Source organism: Streptomyces sp. NPDC007971 (assembly GCF_042958635.1).
In the GTDB taxonomy this organism is placed as follows: domain Bacteria; phylum Actinomycetota; class Actinomycetes; order Streptomycetales; family Streptomycetaceae; genus Streptomyces.
The window spans coordinates 261,749-279,090 of sequence record NZ_JBIBJK010000008.1 but is presented as its reverse complement, the minus strand read 5'-3'; the positions used below and the strand labels follow the sequence as shown (position 1 = coordinate 279,090).

16 protein-coding genes are annotated in these 17,342 nt (G+C 70.8%); 6 read left to right on the top strand and 10 right to left on the bottom strand.

Translation table 11 applies throughout. The features are described 5' to 3' along the window. Positions 1–144: 144 nt before the first annotated feature. From ACFZCP_RS19135 to ACFZCP_RS19115, 5 genes are read right to left on the bottom strand one after another with little or no spacing between them, the layout of a single operon-like run. On the bottom strand, positions 145–1,059 hold the full coding sequence (locus ACFZCP_RS19135; RefSeq protein ID WP_362680514.1) for a dihydrodipicolinate synthase family protein: 915 nt from the start codon (positions 1,057–1,059) through the stop codon (positions 145–147). A 56-nt stretch (positions 1,060–1,115) separates the two neighbouring features. Then, positions 1,116–2,162, bottom strand: coding sequence for an oligopeptide/dipeptide ABC transporter ATP-binding protein (locus tag ACFZCP_RS19130; protein ID WP_391428212.1), 1,047 nt, complete (start codon positions 2,160–2,162; stop codon positions 1,116–1,118). Then, positions 2,159–4,132, bottom strand: coding sequence for an oligopeptide/dipeptide ABC transporter ATP-binding protein (locus ACFZCP_RS19125; RefSeq protein ID WP_391428211.1), 1,974 nt, complete (start codon positions 4,130–4,132; stop codon positions 2,159–2,161). Before ACFZCP_RS19125 ends, ACFZCP_RS19130 begins: the two co-directional genes overlap by 4 nt. Beyond that, complete coding sequence (locus tag ACFZCP_RS19120) at positions 4,132–5,088, bottom strand: ABC transporter permease (RefSeq protein ID WP_362678562.1); 957 nt, start codon at positions 5,086–5,088, stop codon at positions 4,132–4,134. The genes ACFZCP_RS19125 and ACFZCP_RS19120 overlap by 1 nt, the downstream gene beginning before the upstream one ends. Positions 5,089–5,092: 4 nt before the next feature. Further along, positions 5,093–6,727: an ABC transporter substrate-binding protein gene (locus tag ACFZCP_RS19115; protein ID WP_391428210.1), complete on the bottom strand. Its 1,635-nt coding sequence runs from the start codon at positions 6,725–6,727 to the stop codon at positions 5,093–5,095. A gap of 293 nt (positions 6,728–7,020) precedes the next feature. Here ACFZCP_RS19115 and ACFZCP_RS19110 point away from each other — a divergent pair, with 293 nt between their 5' ends. The 4 genes from ACFZCP_RS19110 (at position 7,021) to ACFZCP_RS19095 (ending at position 10,322) form a co-directional block, all read left to right on the top strand. Next, on the top strand, positions 7,021–7,236 hold the full coding sequence (locus ACFZCP_RS19110) for a hypothetical protein (RefSeq protein WP_067318308.1): 216 nt from the start codon (positions 7,021–7,023) through the stop codon (positions 7,234–7,236). 102 nt (positions 7,237–7,338) lie between these two features. After that, positions 7,339–8,085: a DNA repair protein RecO gene (recO, locus tag ACFZCP_RS19105; protein WP_362678569.1), complete on the top strand. Its 747-nt coding sequence runs from the start codon at positions 7,339–7,341 to the stop codon at positions 8,083–8,085. A gap of 22 nt (positions 8,086–8,107) precedes the next feature. Then, complete coding sequence (locus ACFZCP_RS19100; protein ID WP_362678572.1) at positions 8,108–8,956, top strand: isoprenyl transferase; 849 nt, start codon at positions 8,108–8,110, stop codon at positions 8,954–8,956. Between the two features lie 40 nt (positions 8,957–8,996). Continuing rightward, the gene (locus tag ACFZCP_RS19095; RefSeq protein WP_391428209.1) at positions 8,997–10,322 is read left to right on the top strand and encodes a histidine-type phosphatase; all 1,326 of its coding nucleotides are present in this window, start codon (positions 8,997–8,999) and stop codon (positions 10,320–10,322) included. A 132-nt stretch (positions 10,323–10,454) separates the two neighbouring features. Here ACFZCP_RS19095 and ACFZCP_RS19090 read toward each other — a convergent pair whose 3' ends face one another. The 4 genes from ACFZCP_RS19090 to ACFZCP_RS19075 all read right to left on the bottom strand — a co-directional run bounded on the left by ACFZCP_RS19090 (position 10,455) and on the right by ACFZCP_RS19075 (position 13,623). Then, a complete protein-coding gene (locus tag ACFZCP_RS19090; protein ID WP_362678581.1) occupies positions 10,455–10,871 on the bottom strand; it encodes a transcriptional repressor in 417 nt (138 codons plus the stop codon). A 102-nt stretch (positions 10,872–10,973) separates the two neighbouring features. After that, entirely contained in the window at positions 10,974–11,876 is a 903-nt protein-coding gene (locus ACFZCP_RS19085; RefSeq protein ID WP_362678584.1) for a metal ABC transporter permease, read from the bottom strand. Then, a complete protein-coding gene (locus tag ACFZCP_RS19080) occupies positions 11,876–12,643 on the bottom strand; it encodes an ATP-binding cassette domain-containing protein (RefSeq protein WP_391428208.1) in 768 nt (255 codons plus the stop codon). Before ACFZCP_RS19080 ends, ACFZCP_RS19085 begins: the two co-directional genes overlap by 1 nt. Positions 12,644–12,663: 20 nt before the next feature. Next, positions 12,664–13,623: a metal ABC transporter solute-binding protein, Zn/Mn family gene (locus tag ACFZCP_RS19075; RefSeq protein WP_391428207.1), complete on the bottom strand. Its 960-nt coding sequence runs from the start codon at positions 13,621–13,623 to the stop codon at positions 12,664–12,666. A 161-nt stretch (positions 13,624–13,784) separates the two neighbouring features. On the opposite strand from ACFZCP_RS19075, the gene ACFZCP_RS19070 reads away from it, so the two are divergent. Next, entirely contained in the window at positions 13,785–15,167 is a 1,383-nt protein-coding gene (locus ACFZCP_RS19070) for a glycine--tRNA ligase (RefSeq protein ID WP_362678593.1), read from the top strand. Between the two features lie 150 nt (positions 15,168–15,317). Here the strand turns inward: ACFZCP_RS19070 and ACFZCP_RS19065 are convergent, their stop codons facing one another. Next, positions 15,318–16,430, bottom strand: a complete 1,113-nt coding sequence (locus ACFZCP_RS19065) for an endonuclease/exonuclease/phosphatase family protein (RefSeq protein ID WP_391428206.1) — start codon at positions 16,428–16,430, stop codon at positions 15,318–15,320. Between the two features lie 298 nt (positions 16,431–16,728). On the opposite strand from ACFZCP_RS19065, the gene ACFZCP_RS19060 reads away from it, so the two are divergent. Beyond that, positions 16,729–17,340 (top strand): LysE family transporter, encoded by a 612-nt coding sequence (locus tag ACFZCP_RS19060; protein WP_391428205.1) that lies wholly within the window; start codon positions 16,729–16,731, stop codon positions 17,338–17,340. The last annotated feature ends 2 nt before the right edge of the window (positions 17,341–17,342 follow it).

Sequence of the window (17,342 nt, the reverse complement as noted above, 5' to 3'; positions counted from 1 at the left end):
AGCTCAGGTCCGGAAGTCAGGCCACCATTTTCGGTAATTTTATCGCTTCTCGCCTGCGACCCATGAACGTCGAGTGAGCGGTGGTGACGCACAGGAATCGCCGGGTGCCGACCGCCAAGGGCCGACCGGTCCGAATGGAACCGCCTACAGCAACCCCGCTCCCGCCAGGAGCTTCCCCACCTTCGCCACCTCGTCCCCGGACAGCGGCACCTGCGGCTCCGCCGTCACCGGGCAGTCGATGATCCCGCGCAGGTGCAGCGCCGTCTTGAACGCGCCGATCGCCGAAGAGCTGCCGCCCATCCGCGCCGGATCCCCGACTCCGGCCATGCCGAACAGCGTGCACAGCCGCTCCTGTTCGCTGCGCGCGCCCTCCCAGTCGCCCGCCCGGGCGGCCCGGTAGAGGCGGACGTAGCCGTGCGGATCGACGTTGCCGAGGCCGGGCACCACGCCGTCGGCGCCGAGTGCCAGGGCCGAGTCGACGAGCAGTTCGGAGCCGGTCAGCACGCTGAAGCCGGAGTGGGCGCGGGCGCCGGTGACGACCTCCCGGAACGCTGCCAGGTCCCCGCTGGAGTCCTTCAGGCCCGCCAGCACCCCGTCGGAGGCGAGCCCCAGCACCAGCTCGGCGGGGAGCTTGGTGTGCACGGCGACGGGGATGTCGTAGGCGATCACCGGGACCGGGCTCGCGGCCGCGATCCGGCGGTAGTGGTGGACGATCTCCGAGGGGTGGGTGCGGGCGTAGAAGGGGGCGGTGACGACGACGGCCTCGGCGCCCGCCGCGGTGACCGCGCGGACGTGGTCGAGGACGCGGGGGGTGGTCATGTCGATGGCCCCGGCGAGGACGGACAGCTGACCGGCCATGTGGCCGGCGACCACCTCGACCACGAGCCGGCGCTGCGCGTCCGTCAGGAAGGCCGCCTCGGAGGTCGAGCCGAGCACGAACAGTCCGTGCACCCCGGCCTCGACCAGATGGTCGACCAGCCGGAGCAGGGAGGGCACGTCCACCTCGCGTTCCGGTGTCAGGGGCGTGCAGACGGGCGGGACGACACCGGTGAGCTGCATTGATTCGTTCGCCTCCGGGGCGCTGCGCTCCATCGGCTCCCTGGACGCGGGAAAGGTCATTCGGTGCTCCGGGGCAGGCTCTGGCGGGCCAGGTCGCGGGTCGACTGGTCCTCCTGCACAGGATGGTGACAGCGGAAGCGGTGTCCGGGCTGCGACGCGGCCGAGAAGTCCGGCATCGCACCCGCACAGACCTCGTCGGCCTTCCAGCAGCGGGTGCGGAAGGGGCAGCCGCTCGGCGGCCGGGTCGCCGAGGGAACCGGGCCGGTCAGCGGGATCGGGTCGATGGGGTCGAGCAGGCCGGGGGTGGCCGAGAACAGGGCCCGGGTGTACGGGTGCCGGGCCTGGTCGGTGACCCGGCCGGCCGGTGTCTCCTCCACGATCCGGCCCAGGTACATGGTGATCACCCGGTCGCTCATCCGCCGTACCGTCTGGATGTCGTGCGAGACGAACACCAGGGCGAGTCCGAGACGTTCCTTCAGGTCCAGGAGGAGGTTGAGGATCTGGGCGCGGACGGAGACGTCCAGGGCGCTGGTCGGCTCGTCGGCCACGACGAGGCCCGGGTCGAGGGCGAGTGCGCGGGCGATGGCGACGCGCTGGCGCTGGCCCCCGGAGAGCTGCCCGGGCAGTACGTCGGCGAGGGCCCGGGGGAGACCCACCAGGGCCATCAGCTCCCGCACGCGGTCGTCCCGTTCGGCTCTGCCGCCGCGGCCGTGCACGTCCAGCGGGTCGCGCAGGATGCGGCGGACCGTGAGCCTGCGGTTCAGGGCGGTCGAGGGGTCCTGGAAGATCATGCCGGTGCCCGCGCCGACCGTGGACCGGCGTTCGGCCGGCGGCATCGACCACAGGTCACGGCCCCGGAACGACACCGTCCCCGAGGCCGGCCGCTGGATGCCCACCAGCACCCGCGCCAGCGTCGACTTCCCGCAGCCCGACTCGCCGACCACTCCGACCGTCTCGCCCGGCGCGACGGCGAGAGAGGCGCCGGTGAGGGCGTACACCCGGTCGCGGGAGAACACGCCGCCGCCGCGGGCCTTGTGGACGACGTGGACGTCCCGCACCTCCACGACGGCGGTCCCCGTACGGTCCTGCACATCAGCGGTCACTGCAGGGCCTCGCTCTGAGCCGACGTCGGTTCCACCGCCGGGTGGTGGCAGGCGGTCGTGTGCGCGGCCGGGCCGGTGAGGACCGGCGCGGTGGTGTGGCAGACCTCGGTCGCGAGCGGGCAGCGGTCGGCGAACCGGCAGCCCGCCGGGAAGTCGGCGGGGGACGGCACGACCCCCTTGATCTGCGTCATCCGTTCGTCGGCCGACTCCAGCGAGAGCACGCTGCCGAGCAGCCCGCGCGTGTAGTGGTGGGCCGGCGCCTCCACCAGGTCGGCGGTCACGCCCGACTCCACGATCTGCCCGCCGTACATCACCACCACCCGGTCGGTGACGTCGGCGACCAGCGCCAGGTCGTGCGAGACCAGGATCAGCGCGAAGCCCAGTTCCGCGCGCAGCCGCAGCAGCAGCTCCATGACCTGGGCCTGCACGGTCACGTCCAGGGCGGTCGTCGGCTCGTCGGCGACGATCAGCGCGGGGTCGCGGGAGAGGGCCATGGCGATCAGCACCCGCTGCCGCTGGCCGCCGGAGAGCTCGTGCGGGTAGCTGCGCAGGGTGCGCTCGGGGTCCAGGCCGACCAGGGAGAGGAGTTCCCGCGGGCTGCGGCGGCCGCCGCGCCGTACGAGCTGCTTGAGCTGGGCGCGGATGGTCATCGCCGGGTTCAGCGAGGACAGGGCGTCCTGGTAGACCATCGCCATCTCGTGGCCGAGCAGCCGGCGCCGCACCCGCATCGGCTCGGCGAGCAGGTCCCGCTGGTGGAAGCGGACCTGGCCGCGCACCCGGGCGCCCTGGGGCTGCAGGCCCATGACGGTGAGCGCGGTCAGCGACTTGCCGCAGCCCGACTCGCCCACCAGGCCCAGCACCTCGCCCGGGTGCACCTCGAAGCTCACGCCGGCCACGATGTCCACGCCCCGGTGCCGTCCGGGGAAGCCGATCGCGAGGTTCTCCACCGCGAGCACCGGCTGCCCGCCGGGCGCGGGGCGCGGGCGGGCCCGGGCGCGCAGCCGCCCGGCGGACTCGGCCAGGCCGGGCAGCGGCAGCACCTCGCCGGTGCCGGCCTCCGGTGCCTCCAGACGGTCCTCGGGCGCCTCCACCTCGCGGGCCGCCGGAGCGGCCCAGGCGTCCGAGACACCCTCGGAGAGCACGTTCAGGGACAGGACGGTCAGCAGCATCAGCAGCCCGGGGAACACGGTCGCCCACCAGCCGCCGGTCAGCACCATGTTCTTGCCGTCGGCGATGACACTGCCCCAGGAGGGGTCCGGGGGTCGCACACCCGCGCCGATGAAGGACAGCGACGCCTCGAAGACGATGGCTTCGGCGACCTGGACCGTGCAGAACACCAGCACCGGGGCGGCACAGTTGACGGCCACGTGCCGCAGCACGATGTGCGGGGTGCGGGCGCCGATCACCCGCTCCGCGGTGACGTAGTCCTCCCCGTACTGGTCGAGCACGTTGGCCCGCACCACCCGGGCGACCGGCGGGGTGAACAGGAAGGCGATCGCGCAGATCAGTACGCCGATCCCGCCGCCGAAGACGGCGACCAGCACCGCCGCGAGCGCGATGCCCGGGAACGCCATGACCACGTCCAGGCAGCGCATCAGCGTCTCGTCGACCCCCTTGCGCGAGGTGGCGGCGAGCGCCCCGACGACCGCGCCGACGACCAGCGCGAGCGCGGTCGCGCCGAGCCCGATGGCCAGCGACCAGCGGGCGCCGTACATCAGCCGGCTGAGGATGTCCCGGCCGAGGCTGTCCTGGCCCATCCAGTGACCGGCCGACGGATGCCCGCTGCCACCGACCGGGTCCTGCTGGTCGAGCGGGTCGTGCGGGGCGAGCACGGGCGCGAGGACGGCGACCAGGACCACGAGGGCCAGGAAGCAGACGGCGGTCTTCGACAGCAGCGGCAGCCGGCGCCAGCCGCGCAGCCGGACGCCGGGCCGGGAGAGCCGCTCGGTGAGCTCCGCGCGCGTGACCATCAGGCCGCCCTCAGACGTGGGTTGACGAGCAGATAGAGGATGTCGATGACGAGGTTGACGACGACGAACCCGGTGGCCGTGGTCAGCACGACCCCCTGGACCACGGCCGGGTCGCCGTTCTGCACGGCGTCGATCATCAGCTTGCCCATGCCGGGCAGCGAGAAGATCGTCTCGATGACGACCGCACCGCCCAGCAGATAGCCGACCCTGAGGCCCAGCACGGTCAGCGGGTTGACGAGGGCGTTGCGCAGCACGTTCCGGCCGACCACCACCCGGGGCGGCAGCCCGCTGCCGATCGCGGTGCGCACATAGTCCTTGTCCAGCTCCTCCACCACGGACGTGCGCACGATCCGGGTCAGCTGGGCGGCCACCGGCAGCGACAGGGCGAACGCCGGCAGCGCCATGGTCTTGAGCCAGCCGGTGACGGAGTCGGCCGGGTTGATGTAGCCGCCGGTCGGGAACCAGCCGCGGTCCACCGCCAGGTACTGGATCATCAGCAGCGCCAGCCAGAAACCGGGGGCCGCGACCCCGATCAGGGAGACGATCCGGATGACCTGGTCCGGCAGCCGGTCCCGGTGGACGGCCGCCGTGACGCCCCCGGCCAGCGCGAGCACCACCGCGATGCCCAGGCCGAGGAAGGTCAGCTGGAGGGTGAGCGGCAGCGCGGTGGTGACCTGGTCGACGACCGGCGCCCGGGTCAGGGCGCTGGTGCCCAGGTCGCCGTGGAGCAGGGCGCCGACGAAATGGACGTAGCGCACCGGGAGCGGGTCCAGCAGGCCGTTGCGCTCCCGGAAGTCGTGCAGCTGCTGGGGGGTCGGGTTCGCGCCCTGGAAGAACGCCGACGCCGGGTCGACGTCGGAGAACCGCATCACCAGGAACACGAACAGCACGATCCCCAGCAGCAGCGGCACGAGCAGGGCGACGCGGCGCAGCAGGATCCGTACGACGGCCGTCATACCGCTAGGCCCACGCGGCCTGGAGCAGGTTGATGCCCGGATACGGCTGCGGCCTTATCCCGCTGAGCTTGCGCGGGTCCCAGGCTGTCATCAGCTCGTTGTGGACGACCGGATAGAGGACGGCCTGCTCGGCGACGACGTCGATGTAGTCCTGGACCATCGCCTTCTTCTTCGCCCGGTCCGGCTCCCGGGTCGCCCGGTCCATGTCCCTGAAGAGCTGCTTGGCGACCGGGTTGCCGGCCCACCGGGTGTAGCCCATCCACAGGTTGTCGGGCCCGTAGTTGTAATGCATGATCAGGTCGGCGTCGAGCCCGAACTGATTGGGGTTGGAGGCCGCCGCCACCACCTGGTAGTCCTGCTTCTGGTCCATCTTGGTGAACACGGCCGTGGTCTCCTGCGGGGCCAGGGTCGTCTGGACGCCGATCGCGTCCCAGGAGGACTTGATGGTCGGCAGGCAGTCCACGATCCAGCTGACGTTCACGGCGAGGATCTCGACCTTCAGCCCCTTGACCCCCGCGGCCCTCAGCAGCGCCTTCGCCTTCGCGGGATCGTGGCCGTAGACCGTTTTGGCCCGCCGGTAGGCGGGGTTGTTCTCGTTGAGGAACGAGGACGCCGGTGTGCCGTGCCCCTTCAGCGCGACCTGCACCATCTTCTCGGTGTCGATCGCGTAGTGCAGCGCCTGGCGCACCCGGACGTCGTCGAAGGGCTTGTGCTGCGTGTTGAACATCAGGAAGAGGTTGTTCATCCCGGCGCCGCCCGCCACCTTCATACCGCCCTGCTCCAGGCGGGCGATGTTGGCGTAGGGGATGTTGTCGGCGATCTGCGCGCCCGCGCCGCTCCCGGAGATCTTCGCCACGCGGGGCGCCGCGTCCACGATCGTCAGCCAGTTCATCCGCTTGAAGGCGGGCTTGCGCGGGCCGTTGTAGGCGGCGAACGCCTCGAAGGTGGTGTTCGACTTCGGGTGGTGCGCGGTCTGCCGGTACGGCCCCGAGCCCACCGCGAGACCCTTGATCGCGTCGTCCCAGGCGCCCGGCCGGGAGAACACGTGCTTCGGCATGACCTTGGCCAGCGTCAGCCGGGCCAGCCCGTCCGGGAAGGGGTACTTGAGCACCAGCTCGACGGTCCGTGCATCGACCTTGCGCGCCTGCTCCAGCCAGCTGACGAAGAAGCCCTTGGCGAGGGTCTGCGTCTTCGGGTCGAGGATCCGGTCGAAGACGAAGACGACGTCGTCGGCGGTGACGGGCTTGCCGTCGTGGAAGGTCGCACCGGAGCGCAGGGTGAACCGCCAGACGGTGGCGTTCGGGTCCTTGGGCACCTCGGTGGCGAGCGCCGGGTACGGCACCCGGGAGATCGGGTCGGTGTCGAGCAGCCCCTCGTAGATGTGGTTGTTCGCGGCCATGGCGAACGCGGAGGCCGTCTGCGTCGGGTCCCAGCTGCCGTCGTTGCCGTACCCGATCACGGCGGTCAGCGTGCGGTTCTTGCCGCTGCCTCCGCTTCCGGTGTCGTTCGTGGACTCGGGACCGGCGGAGCAGCCCGCCAGTGCCGGCGGAAGGACGGCGGCAGCGCCCAGCGCCCCCGTGAACGTCAGGAACGAGCGGCGGCGCGGTGCCGGCACGTCGTGGGTCACGTCGTCGCGCACGGTTCCTCCAACGAGGTCGGGGGGAGGGGAGAGGTACGACGTCCTACGTCCGGTTTCGGTAGCGCGACCATAGGAAAGCCCGTGGGGGTGGTCAAGAGATCACACACGAATGGCGTAGCCGCCACAGGTCGCACCATTGACGGGGTGAAATGGCGGTGGACGGGCGCGAGTTGGCATGGCCCGACAGCCGGGTGCGCGGGCAGAGTCCGCGCCGAGTTTAGGCACGCTGGGCCACCAGTGGCATGCGAAGCGTGAAATTGCCGGGGGCAGGGGAGCCACCGGAGGTGGACGCGATGAAACTTCCGGTCGGCTCCTGCGCCGTCGACACCCGCACCGGCCGCCTCGGCATCGTCATGGGGTACGAAGGGCCGTACGTGCAGCTGCGGCCCTACGGCGGCGGTCGGGAGTGGGACGCCAGGCCGGAGGCCGTCCGCCGGGCCACCCCGGCCGAGAAGCTGAGCGCGGCGACGGCCCACGCCAACGCGCGCAGCCGCGGCGAAGTGCCTTGAAGAAAGGCCCGCGGCCCCGGGGCGCGGCCCGGCCGGGCAGAATGGAGCCATGAATCTGTTCCGTGCCGACGGCATCGTGCGCCGCACCCCTGAGGGCCGGCCATGAGCCTCTTCCGGGACGACGGGATCGTCCTGCGGACCCAGAAGCTCGGCGAGGCGGACCGGATCATCACGCTGCTCACGCGGGGGCACGGGCGGGTGCGGGCCGTGGCCCGCGGGGTGCGGCGGACCAAGTCGAAGTTCGGGGCCCGGCTGGAGCCGTTCTCCCATGTCGACGTGCAGTTCTTCGCGCGGGGCAGTGAGCTGGTCGGGCGCGGGCTGCCGCTGTGCACGCAGAGCGAGACCATCGCTCCCTACGGTGGCGGGATCGTGAGCGACTACGCCCGGTACACCGCCGGCACCGCCATGCTGGAGACCGCCGAGCGGTTCACGGACCACGAGGGCGAACCGGCCGTACAGCAGTACCTGCTGCTGGTCGGCGCCCTGCGCACCCTCGCCCGCGGCGAGCACGCCCCGCACCTCGTCCTCGACGCCTTCCTGCTGCGCTCGCTCGCCGTCAACGGCTACGCGCCCAGTTTCGACGGCTGTGCCAGATGCGGCATGCCCGGGCCCAACCGCTTCTTCTCGGTCGCCTCCGGCGGCTCCGTGTGCGTCGACTGCCGGGTGCCGGGCAGCGTCGTACCCTCCCCGCAGACCCTGGTACTGCTCGGCGCGCTGCTTACGGGAGACTGGGAGACGGCGGACGCGTGCGAGGCGCGCTACGTCCGGGAGGGCAGCGGACTGGTGTCCGCCTACCTGCACTGGCATCTGGAGCGCGGGCTGCGCTCGCTCCGGTACGTGGAAAAGTGAGCAAGAGGGAGACGAGAAGCACATGGTCGTTCGCGGGTTCCTGGGGCGTCAGCGGCGCGAGTACGAGGCGCCGGAGCCCCACCCGTCCGGCGCCCGCCCGCCCAAGCTGCCCGGCGAGCTGGTCCCGAGCCACGTGGCGATCGTCATGGACGGCAACGGTCGCTGGGCCAAGGAGCGCGGGCTGCCGCGCACCGAGGGCCACAAGGTCGGCGCCGAGCGCGTCCTCGACGTGCTCCAGGGCTCCATCGAGATCGGCGTCCGCAACATCTCCCTGTACGCCTTCTCCACCGAGAACTGGAAGCGCTCGCCCGACGAGGTGCGCTTCCTGATGAACTTCAACCGCGACTTCATCCGCAAGACCCGCGACCAGCTCGACGCGCTCGGCATCCGGGTGCGCTGGGTGGGCCGCATGCCCAAGCTGTGGAAGTCGGTCGCCAAGGAACTCCAGGTCGCCCAGGAGCAGACCAAGGACAACGACCTGCTCACCCTGTACTTCTGCATGAACTACGGCGGCCGGGCCGAGATCGCCGACGCCGCCCAGGCGCTGGCCGAGGACGTGAAGGCGGGCCGCCTCGACCCGTCCAAGGTCAACGAGAAGACCCTCGCGAAGTACCTCTACTACCCGGACATGCCGGACGTCGACCTGTTCCTGCGCCCCAGCGGCGAGCAGCGCACCTCCAACTACCTGATCTGGCAGAGCGCGTACGCCGAGATGGTCTTCCAGGACGTGCTGTGGCCCGACTTCGACCGCCGTGACCTGTGGCGGGCCTGCATCGAGTTCGCCTCCCGCGACCGGCGCTTCGGCGGGGCGGTCCCGAACGAGGAACTCCTCGCCATGGAGGCCGACATGAAGGGCGATTCCACTTCGTAGCCACCGGCGATTCACGGGGGCCGCCGAGGATGCGGGACTCATGAGACGTCTCACGCCCGTCCTCGCCCTCGGCGCCCTGCTGCTCACCGCGCTGCCGGCGCACGCCGCCGACGCCCCCGCCCACCGGGACTCCTACGGCACCAAGGCGCCCTACGCGCCCGAGCAGGACCCGCGCACGTACCAGCGGCCCCCGGCCGGTTTCGTCCCCGTCCTCACCGAGAACGTCTCCCGGCACGGCTCCCGCTCCGCCACCGGCAGCGAGGACGGCGACCTCATCCTCGCCCTGTGGGACAAGGCCGAGGCCGAGGGCCAACTCACCCGCAGGGGCGAGGAGTTCGGACCGACGGTCCGGGCCCTGCAGGCGGCCATGGCCGAGGTCGGCCACGGCAACCTCAGCGGCCGCGGCAAGCAGGAGCTGAAGGACACGGCCACGCGTCTGCACCAGCGGCTGCCCTCCCTGTTCGGGAGGATCGCCGCGGACGGCGAGAAGATCGACGTGGTCAGCTCCGGCCAGGGCCGGGCCGTCGACAGCGGCACCGCGTTCACGGACGCCCTCACCGACGCCGACCCGGCGCTCAAGCCGCTGATCGGGCCCGCCCGCACCGACAAGGACCTGCTGTACTTCCACAAGGCGGCGGGCGGTGCGGCCTACCGCGACTACATCGCGCACGACCAGCGCCTCGCGGACACCCTGAAGTCGATCACCGACCAGCCGCGCACGCACCGGGCCGCCCGCACCGTCCTGAGCAGGCTCTTCAAGGACGCCTTCGTCGAGCGGATCGCCGACCGGGTCGGCGCCGCCCAGGCCGTCTACCACCTGTACGCCATCGCCCCCGCGATGAGCGGGGAGAGCCCCGGGGGCGAGGGCTGGGGCATGGAGCGGTACATCTCCCGCTCCGACGCCGCCTGGTTCGGTTACCTCGGCGACGTCGAGGACTTCTACGAGAAGGGTCCCGGCTTCGCCGACAGCGACATCACCTACAAGATGGCGGGCGTCCTCCTCGACGACTTCTTCGAGCAGGCCGAGGCCAAGCGGAACGGCACCAGCGACCTCGGCGCCGAACTGCGCTTCACCCACGCCGAGGAGATCATCCCGCTGGCGGCGCTGATGGGCCTGCCGGGCAGCACGCGGCCGGCGACGCCGGGAGAGCCGTACACGTACGCGGACAACCCCTGGCGGGGCGCCTCGGTGGCCCCCCTGGGCGCCAACATCCAGTGGGACGTCTTCCAGAAGGGCGACCGCTACCTGGTGCGGATGCTCTACAACGAGAAGGAGACGGCCTTCAGGTCCGGCTGCCACCCGGTCGGCAAGGGCAGCAAGTTCTACGACCTGGACGAACTGGAACGCTGCTTCGGGCGTGGCTGAAAGACGCCTGTACGATCCCGCCTCGTGGTCATGGACATGGGGCGGGACGCCGAACAGGACGTGGTCGAGCTGGTGTACCAGCCGCAGGCGATTACGTGGGGGCGCTGCTGCAACCTGACCCGGGCCTGAGCGTCAGTTCCCGGCGGAGGCGCACTCCGCGCACGTGCCGAAGATCTCCACGGTGTGTGCCACGTTGACGTACCCGTGCTCCGCCGCGATCGCCTCCGCCCACTTCTCCACCGCCGGGCCCTCGACCTCGACCGCCTTGCCGCAGGAGCGGCAGACGAGGTGGTGGTGGTGTTCGCCGGAGGAGCAGCGGCGGTAGACGGACTCGCCGTCGGAGGTGCGCAGGACATCGACCTCGCCGGCGTCGGCGAGGTTCTGGAGGGTGCGGTAGACCGTGGTCAGGCCGACCGAGTCGCCCTTGTGTTTGAGCATGTCGTGCAGTTCCTGCGCGCTGCGGAACTCGTCGACCTCGTCCAGGGCCGCCGCCACGGCGGCCCGCTGCCGGGTGGCGCGGCCCTTCACGGGCGGTCCAGCGGTCGTCACCGGTTGCCTCCTTTGGTGGCTCGCTCGCCTGTGGAGCGCCTGTCTCCCAAGCTCACGTCTCGCGTCTGCCCGGGCCATTCTGCCAGCCCGGGCCGTGCGCGGTCAGACGCCGACCTCGTCGGAGGCCCCCCGGGTGGCCGGAATCGAGCACTCCGCCGGGTCGCCCGCGGGCTGTGCCGCGGCGGCCGCGCGGGCGCGTCGGCGGGCCAGCGGGGTGGCCAGGGCGGTGAGGACGACGAACGCGCCGATGGTCAGCAGGACGACCGTCGCACCGGGCGGCACGTCCTGGTAGAAGGAGGTGACGGCGCCGCCGACCGACACGGTGACGCCGATGGCGACGGCGATCGCGAAGGTCGCGGCGAAGCTGCGGGTGAGCTGCTGCGCGGCGGCGACCGGTACGACCATGAGCGCGGAGACCAGGATCAGGCCGACCACCCGCATGGCGACGGTCACCGTGACGGCCGCGGTGATGGCGACGAGCAGGTTCAGGGCGCGCACCGGCAGCCCGGTGACCCGTGCGAACTCCTCGTCCTGGCTGACCGCGAACAGCTGGCGGCGCAGCCCGAGGGTCACGGCGACCACGAACGCGGCGAGGATCACGATCGCGGTCACGTCCGAGGGCGCGACCGTCGACAGCGAGCCGAACAGGTACGACATCAGGTTGGCGTTGGAGCCGCCCGGTGCGATGTTGACGAACATCACGCCGCCGGCCATGCCGCCGTAGAAGAGCATCGCCAGGGCGATGTCGCCGCGTGCCTTCCCGTACCAGCGGATCAGCTCCATCAGGACCGAGCCGAGCGCGGAGACGGCCGTGGCCATCCACACCGGCGAGGCGTGCAGCAGGAAGCCGAGGCCGACACCGGTCATCGCCACGTGCCCGATGCCGTCGCCCATCAGGGGCTGGCGGCGCTGGACCAGGTAGATGCCGATCGCGGGCGCGGTGATGCCGACCAGGACGGCCGCGAGGAGCGCCCGCTGCATGAAGGCGTAGTTCAGGAGGTCCATCAGCTCAGCAGTCCCGTGCGGATCGGTTCGGCACCCGTGGGCGCGTGCGGGTGTACGTGGTCGTGGCCGGGCAGGGCGTGCTGGCCGACCGCCTGCGGCGGCGGCCCGTCGTGCACCACGCAGCCGTCGCGCAGAACGACCGCGCGGTCGATCAGCGGCTCCAGGGGCCCCAGTTCGTGCAGGACGAGCAGGACCGTGGCACCGGCCGCCACCTGCTCGCGGAGCGTGCGGGCGAGCACCTCCTGGCTGGCCAGGTCGACGCCCGCCATCGGCTCGTCCATGATCAGCAGCTCCGGCTCGGCGGCCAGGGCGCGGGCGATCAGCACCCGCTGGTGCTGGCCGCCGGAGAGCGCGGTCACCGAGTCCTTGGCGCGGTCCGCCATGCCGACCAGCTCCAGGGCGCGGGCGACGGCCTCGCGGTCGGCCCTGCGGAAGAAGCCGAAGCGGGTGCGGGCCAGACGGCCCGAGGAGACGATCTCGGTCACCGTGGCGGGGACCCCGCCGGCGGCCGTGGTGCGCTGCGGTACGTAGCCCACGCGCGCCCAGTCGCAAAAGCTGCGGCGCGGGGTGCCGAACAGCTCGATCGTGCCGCCGCTCACCGGGACCTGGCCGATGACGCTGCGCACGGCCGTCGACTTGCCGGAGCCGTTCGCGCCGAGCAGCGCGACGACCTCGCCGGCGCGCACGGTCAGGTCGATGCCGCGCAGCACCGGGCGCGAGCCCAGTTCCGCCCGCACCCCGCGCAGGGCTATGACGGGCTCTCCCATGGTGTCGTCCTCCGTGCCGGTCACTGGGCGCCCAGGGCGTGCTGGAGCGCCTTGAGGTTGGCTTCCTGGACCGAGAAGTAGTCCTTGCCGCGGGACTTGGCGGTGATGCCCTCCAGCGGGTCGAGGACGTCCGTCTTCAGACCCGTGTCGCCCGCGATCGTCTTCGCGGTCCTGTCGCTGACGAGCGTCTCGTAGAAGACGGTGGTGACTCCGTCGGCCCTGGCCATGTTCTCCAGGTCCTTCACGCGCGCGGCGCTGGGCTCGGACTCGGGGTCGAGGCCGTTGATGGCCTCTTCGGTCAGGCCGTAGCGCTCGGCGAGGTAGCCGAAGGCGGCGTGCGTGGTGATGAAGACCTTGGTCCTCGTGTGCGCGAGGCCGTCCTTGAACTGTCCGTCCAGGTCGTTCAGCTTGGTGACCAGGGCCGTGGTGTTCTTCCTGTAGTCGGCCGCGTGCTTGGGGTCGGCCTTTTCGAAGGCCTTGCCGACGCCCTCGGCGACCTGGGCGTAACGCACCGGGTCGAGCCAGATGTGCGGGTCTTTGCCGCCGGACTCCTCGCCCTGGTGCGTGTCGTGCGCGGCCGCGTGGCCGCCGACCTCGTTGCCGTGCTGCTCCAGTGTGGTCAGCGAGGCGGCGTCGATCTTCGTCTTCACCGGGGACTGGGCCACCGCGGCGTCGACGGAGGGCTGGAGGTTCTTCAGGTACAGGACCGCGTCGGACTCCTGGAGCCCGGCGATCTGCTGCGGGCTGATCTCCAGGTCGTGCGGCTCCTGGCCGGGGGAGGTGAGCGTGGTGACGTGGACGTGGCTGCCGCCGATCCGCTCGGCCAGGAAGGCCATCGGATAGAACGACGCGACGACGTCGAACTTGCTGGTGTTGGCCGCTGCCGCGGTGTCACCGGAACAGGCGGTGAGCGAGCCCAGCCCGAGGGCGGTGACCGCGGTCGCAGCGGCCGCGGATATGAGGCGGCGTCGTACGTTCATGACAGTCATTTTCAACAAATATGGAAACCGTTGTCAACAAGCCTGGTGGGGAGCGTGGAGAGGGGGGCCGATTTGGCCGAGGGGGAGCCTGCGCCGGTAACCTGAATCATTCGCTGGAAGCATCTCGCTTCAACGCCCGTCGACGTAATGAAGAGAGCACCGTGGCCGCCGACAAGATCGACACCATCGTCAGCCTGAGCAAGCGCCGTGGCTTCGTTTTCCCGTGCAGTGAGATCTACGGCGGACAGCGTGCCGCCTGGGACTACGGACCGCTGGGTGTCGAGCTCAAGGAGAACATCAAGCGTCAGTGGTGGCGCTACATGGTGACGTCGCGCGAGGACGTCGTCGGTATCGACTCGTCCGTGATCCTGGCCTCCGAGGTCTGGGTCGCCTCCGGTCACGTCGCCACCTTCACGGACCCGCTGACCGAGTGCACCGCCTGTCACAAGCGGTTCCGCGCCGATCACCTGGAAGAGGCGTACGAGGAGAAGAAGGGCCGCGCCCCCGAGAACGGCCTGGCCGACATCAACTGCCCGAACTGCGGCAACAAGGGCCAGTTCACCGAGCCCAAGCAGTTCTCGGGTCTGCTCTCCACCCACCTCGGCCCCACCCAGGACTCCGGCTCCGTCGCCTACCTGCGCCCCGAGACCGCCCAGGGCATCTTCACCAACTTCGCCCAGGTGCAGACCACCTCGCGCCGCAAGCCGCCGTTCGGCATCGCGCAGATGGGCAAGTCCTTCCGCAACGAGATCACGCCCGGCAACTTCATCTTCCGCACCCGCGAGTTCGAGCAGATGGAGATGGAGTTCTTCGTCAAGCCGGGCGAGGACGAGACGTGGCAGGAGTACTGGATGGAGCAGCGCTGGAACTGGTACACGGGCCTGGGCCTGCGCACTGAGAACATGCGCTGGTACGAGCACCCGAAGGAGAAGCTCTCCCACTACTCCAAGCGCACCGCCGACATCGAGTACCGCTTCCAGTTCGGCGGCAGCGAGTGGGGCGAGCTGGAGGGTGTCGCCAACCGGACGGACTACGACCTGGGCGCGCACTCGAAGGCCTCGGGCCAGGACCTGTCGTACTTCGACCAGGAGGCCGGCGAGCGCTGGACGCCGTACGTCATCGAGCCCGCCGCCGGTGTCGGCCGCACCATGCTGGCCTTCCTGCTCGACGCCTACGTCGAGGACGAGGCGCCGAACGCCAAGGGCAAGATGGAGAAGCGGACGGTGCTGCGCCTCGACCACCGTCTGGCCCCGGTGAAGGTCGCGGTGCTCCCGCTGTCCCGCAACCCCGAGCTGTCCCCGAAGGCCAAGGGGCTCGCCCAGGCGCTGCGCCAGCACTGGAACATCGAGTTCGACGACGCCGGCGCCATCGGCCGCCGCTACCGCCGTCAGGACGAGATCGGTACGCCGTACTGTGTGACCGTCGACTTCGACACGCTCGAGGACAATGCGGTGACCGTTCGTGAGCGGGACTCGATGAAGCAGGAGCGGGTTTCGCTGGACCAGATCGAGGGGTACCTCGCCAGCCGTCTGCTGGGCTGCTGAGGTTCGCTGCGGCTGACGTCCGGGGGCTCTGCCCCCGGACCCCCGTATTCTTCGCCCACCCTCCAACCGACTCGCTCGGCTGGAGGGTGGGCGTTCTGGTTGCAGGGGCCGTTCGTCCGGTCGGCTCGGTCTGTCGGTGGGTGTTTCCGGTTACAGGTCCAGGTCCACGTAGAGCGACGCGTGGTCGGACGCCTCGTTGAGTTTCGAGGTCACCGTGTCGAAGGACTTGATGCCGTCCGCGAAGATTCCGCGGGTCTCCAGCCCCACGTGCTGCACCTGGTGCCACAGCGGCGGCGGAAGCAGCAGGTAGTCGAGCTTGTCCCGGGGTGAGGCGCACTTCCCGTGGGTGCCGGGGTCCCCGTGGTAGGAGCGGTGGCTCATCACATCGCGCAGACCGGTGTCCAGCAGCTCCGCGACCGCTTCGCTCTCCGGGTCGTCGTTGAGATCTCCGGCGACCATGACGTGCGGGGTGCGCTCCGCGGCCTCCCGGTAGATGTCCGCGACCCGCTTCGCCTGGGCCAGCCGCAGCTCCGGATCGTCCTGGAACTTGCTCTTGAGGTGGTTGCCGAGGATCACCAGCGGCGATCCGTCGAGCTGGATCTCGAACTCGGGGCAGTCACGGCTGAACAGCCTGTCGGCGGGACGTTCCGGGTCGGTGTCGAAGATGTGGGACCGGACGGACGTGATCGGGTGACGGCTGAGGATCCCGATGTCGATGCCCCGGGCGTCGTTGCCGTCGACCAGCAGGTTGTACGGGTACGGCCGCCTGCCCAGCGCCCCTGCCAGGACCTGGGTGTTGAAGCGTTCCAGGGTGAGCCGGTCCTCGACCTCCACCGTCAGCAGGATGTCGGCGTCGACCTCCGAGACCACCCGGGCGGTGTTCCGCACCACGCTCAGGTCGAGGTCCTCCTGCCCGAGTTCGGCCCAGCCTGCCCACGAGGCGCGGCCGCCGGCCGTGATCTCGACGGCGGGGTCGTTCGCCGGCCCGGACGTCTCGAACAGCCCGGAGCGCTTGCCCGGGCGGGACTGGTTGATGAGGATCGGCGGCGGGTTCTTCGGGTCGATGTCGTACGCCCTGTACGTCTTGATGAGCCGGGCGATCTCCTTCTTGTCGTCGTCCGTGTACGCCGGCAGGTCGAGGAGTGCGACCAACTTGTCGAAGTCCCTGAGGATTTCCTCCCGCTTCGCCGGCTCCGGGAGGCGGAAGGCCGTGGGACGGCGGAAGAGGTTCTCCATGTTGAAGGTGGCGATGCGGATGCTCATGGCAGGCCTCCTCGGCGGCGCGAGAGCACCGCACGGTCGACGGCAGGCGCCGCCTCGGTGACTGCTCGCCGACAACTTCCATTCTCCGAGCGTCCCCGAACCGTGTCCAACGGAGTCGGTCACCCCGCCCGTGCCCGCCCGCCCCTTCCGGTGCCCGTCCTGTCTTCCGTTGTCCGCCCGTGCCTTCCGGTGCCCGTCCGTGCCTGCCGTTCCCTCTGACTCCCAAAGGACATTGGTCCTCCATGGCGCACCGGGATTGGCCCTGTCCCGGCACCGCCCCCGTCGCGAGGGTGGCCCCATGAGTCCTGCCTTCCTGCTGACCACCCTGATCGTCGTCGTCACCCCGGGCACCGGCGTCGTCTACACCCTCGCCGCCGCGCTCTCCCACGGCCGCCGCGCGAGCATCGTCGCCGCCTTCGCCTGCACGCTCGGGATCGTCCCGCACGTCCTGGCCACCGTCACCGGACTGGCCGCGCTGCTGAACGCGAGCGCGGCGGCCTTCCAGGTGGTGAAGTACGCCGGTGTCGCCTATCTGCTCCACATGGCGTGGGCCACGCTCCGGGACAAGGAGGCGATCGTGGTCGAGCGGGACCCGGCCGCCGCCGGTCCGCTCCGGCTGATCGTCCGGGGCGTGCTGGTCAACATCCTCAACCCGAAGCTGACGATCTTCTTCCTCGCGTTCCTGCCGCAGTTCGTCGACCCCGGCCGGCCGCACGCCCTGCCGCGCATGCTCGCGCTCAGCGGCGTCTTCATGCTGCTGACCTTCGTCGTCTTCGCCGCCTACGGCATCCTGGCCGCATCCGTGCGCAGCCACATCACCTCACGTCCGCGTGTGATGACGTGGCTGCGCAGGAGCTTCGCCGGGTCCTTCGTGGCGCTCGGCGCGAAGCTGGCGCTGACCGCCCGCTGACG

Excerpts from the sequence above, each read along its gene's own strand:
- ACFZCP_RS19075 (WP_391428207.1), bottom strand. The coding sequence starts at position 13,623 with ATGAACGTACGACGCCGCCTCATATCCGCGGCCGCTGCGACCGCGGTC.
- ACFZCP_RS19125 (WP_391428211.1), bottom strand. The coding sequence starts at position 4,132 with ATGGTCACGCGCGCGGAGCTCACCGAGCGGCTCTCCCGGCCCGGCGTC.
- ACFZCP_RS19100 (WP_362678572.1), top strand. The coding sequence starts at position 8,108 with ATGGTCGTTCGCGGGTTCCTGGGGCGTCAGCGGCGCGAGTACGAGGCG.
- ACFZCP_RS19135 (WP_362680514.1), bottom strand. The coding sequence starts at position 1,059 with ATGCAGCTCACCGGTGTCGTCCCGCCCGTCTGCACGCCCCTGACACCG.
- ACFZCP_RS19065 (WP_391428206.1), bottom strand. The coding sequence starts at position 16,430 with ATGAGCATCCGCATCGCCACCTTCAACATGGAGAACCTCTTCCGCCGT.
- ACFZCP_RS19095 (WP_391428209.1), top strand. The coding sequence starts at position 8,997 with ATGAGACGTCTCACGCCCGTCCTCGCCCTCGGCGCCCTGCTGCTCACC.
- ACFZCP_RS19085 (WP_362678584.1), bottom strand. The coding sequence starts at position 11,876 with ATGGACCTCCTGAACTACGCCTTCATGCAGCGGGCGCTCCTCGCGGCC.
- ACFZCP_RS19080 (WP_391428208.1), bottom strand. The coding sequence starts at position 12,643 with ATGGGAGAGCCCGTCATAGCCCTGCGCGGGGTGCGGGCGGAACTGGGC.
- ACFZCP_RS19110 (WP_067318308.1), top strand. The coding sequence starts at position 7,021 with ATGAAACTTCCGGTCGGCTCCTGCGCCGTCGACACCCGCACCGGCCGC.
- ACFZCP_RS19060 (WP_391428205.1), top strand. The coding sequence starts at position 16,729 with ATGAGTCCTGCCTTCCTGCTGACCACCCTGATCGTCGTCGTCACCCCG.
- ACFZCP_RS19120 (WP_362678562.1), bottom strand. The coding sequence starts at position 5,088 with ATGACGGCCGTCGTACGGATCCTGCTGCGCCGCGTCGCCCTGCTCGTG.
- recO (WP_362678569.1), top strand. The coding sequence starts at position 7,339 with ATGAGCCTCTTCCGGGACGACGGGATCGTCCTGCGGACCCAGAAGCTC.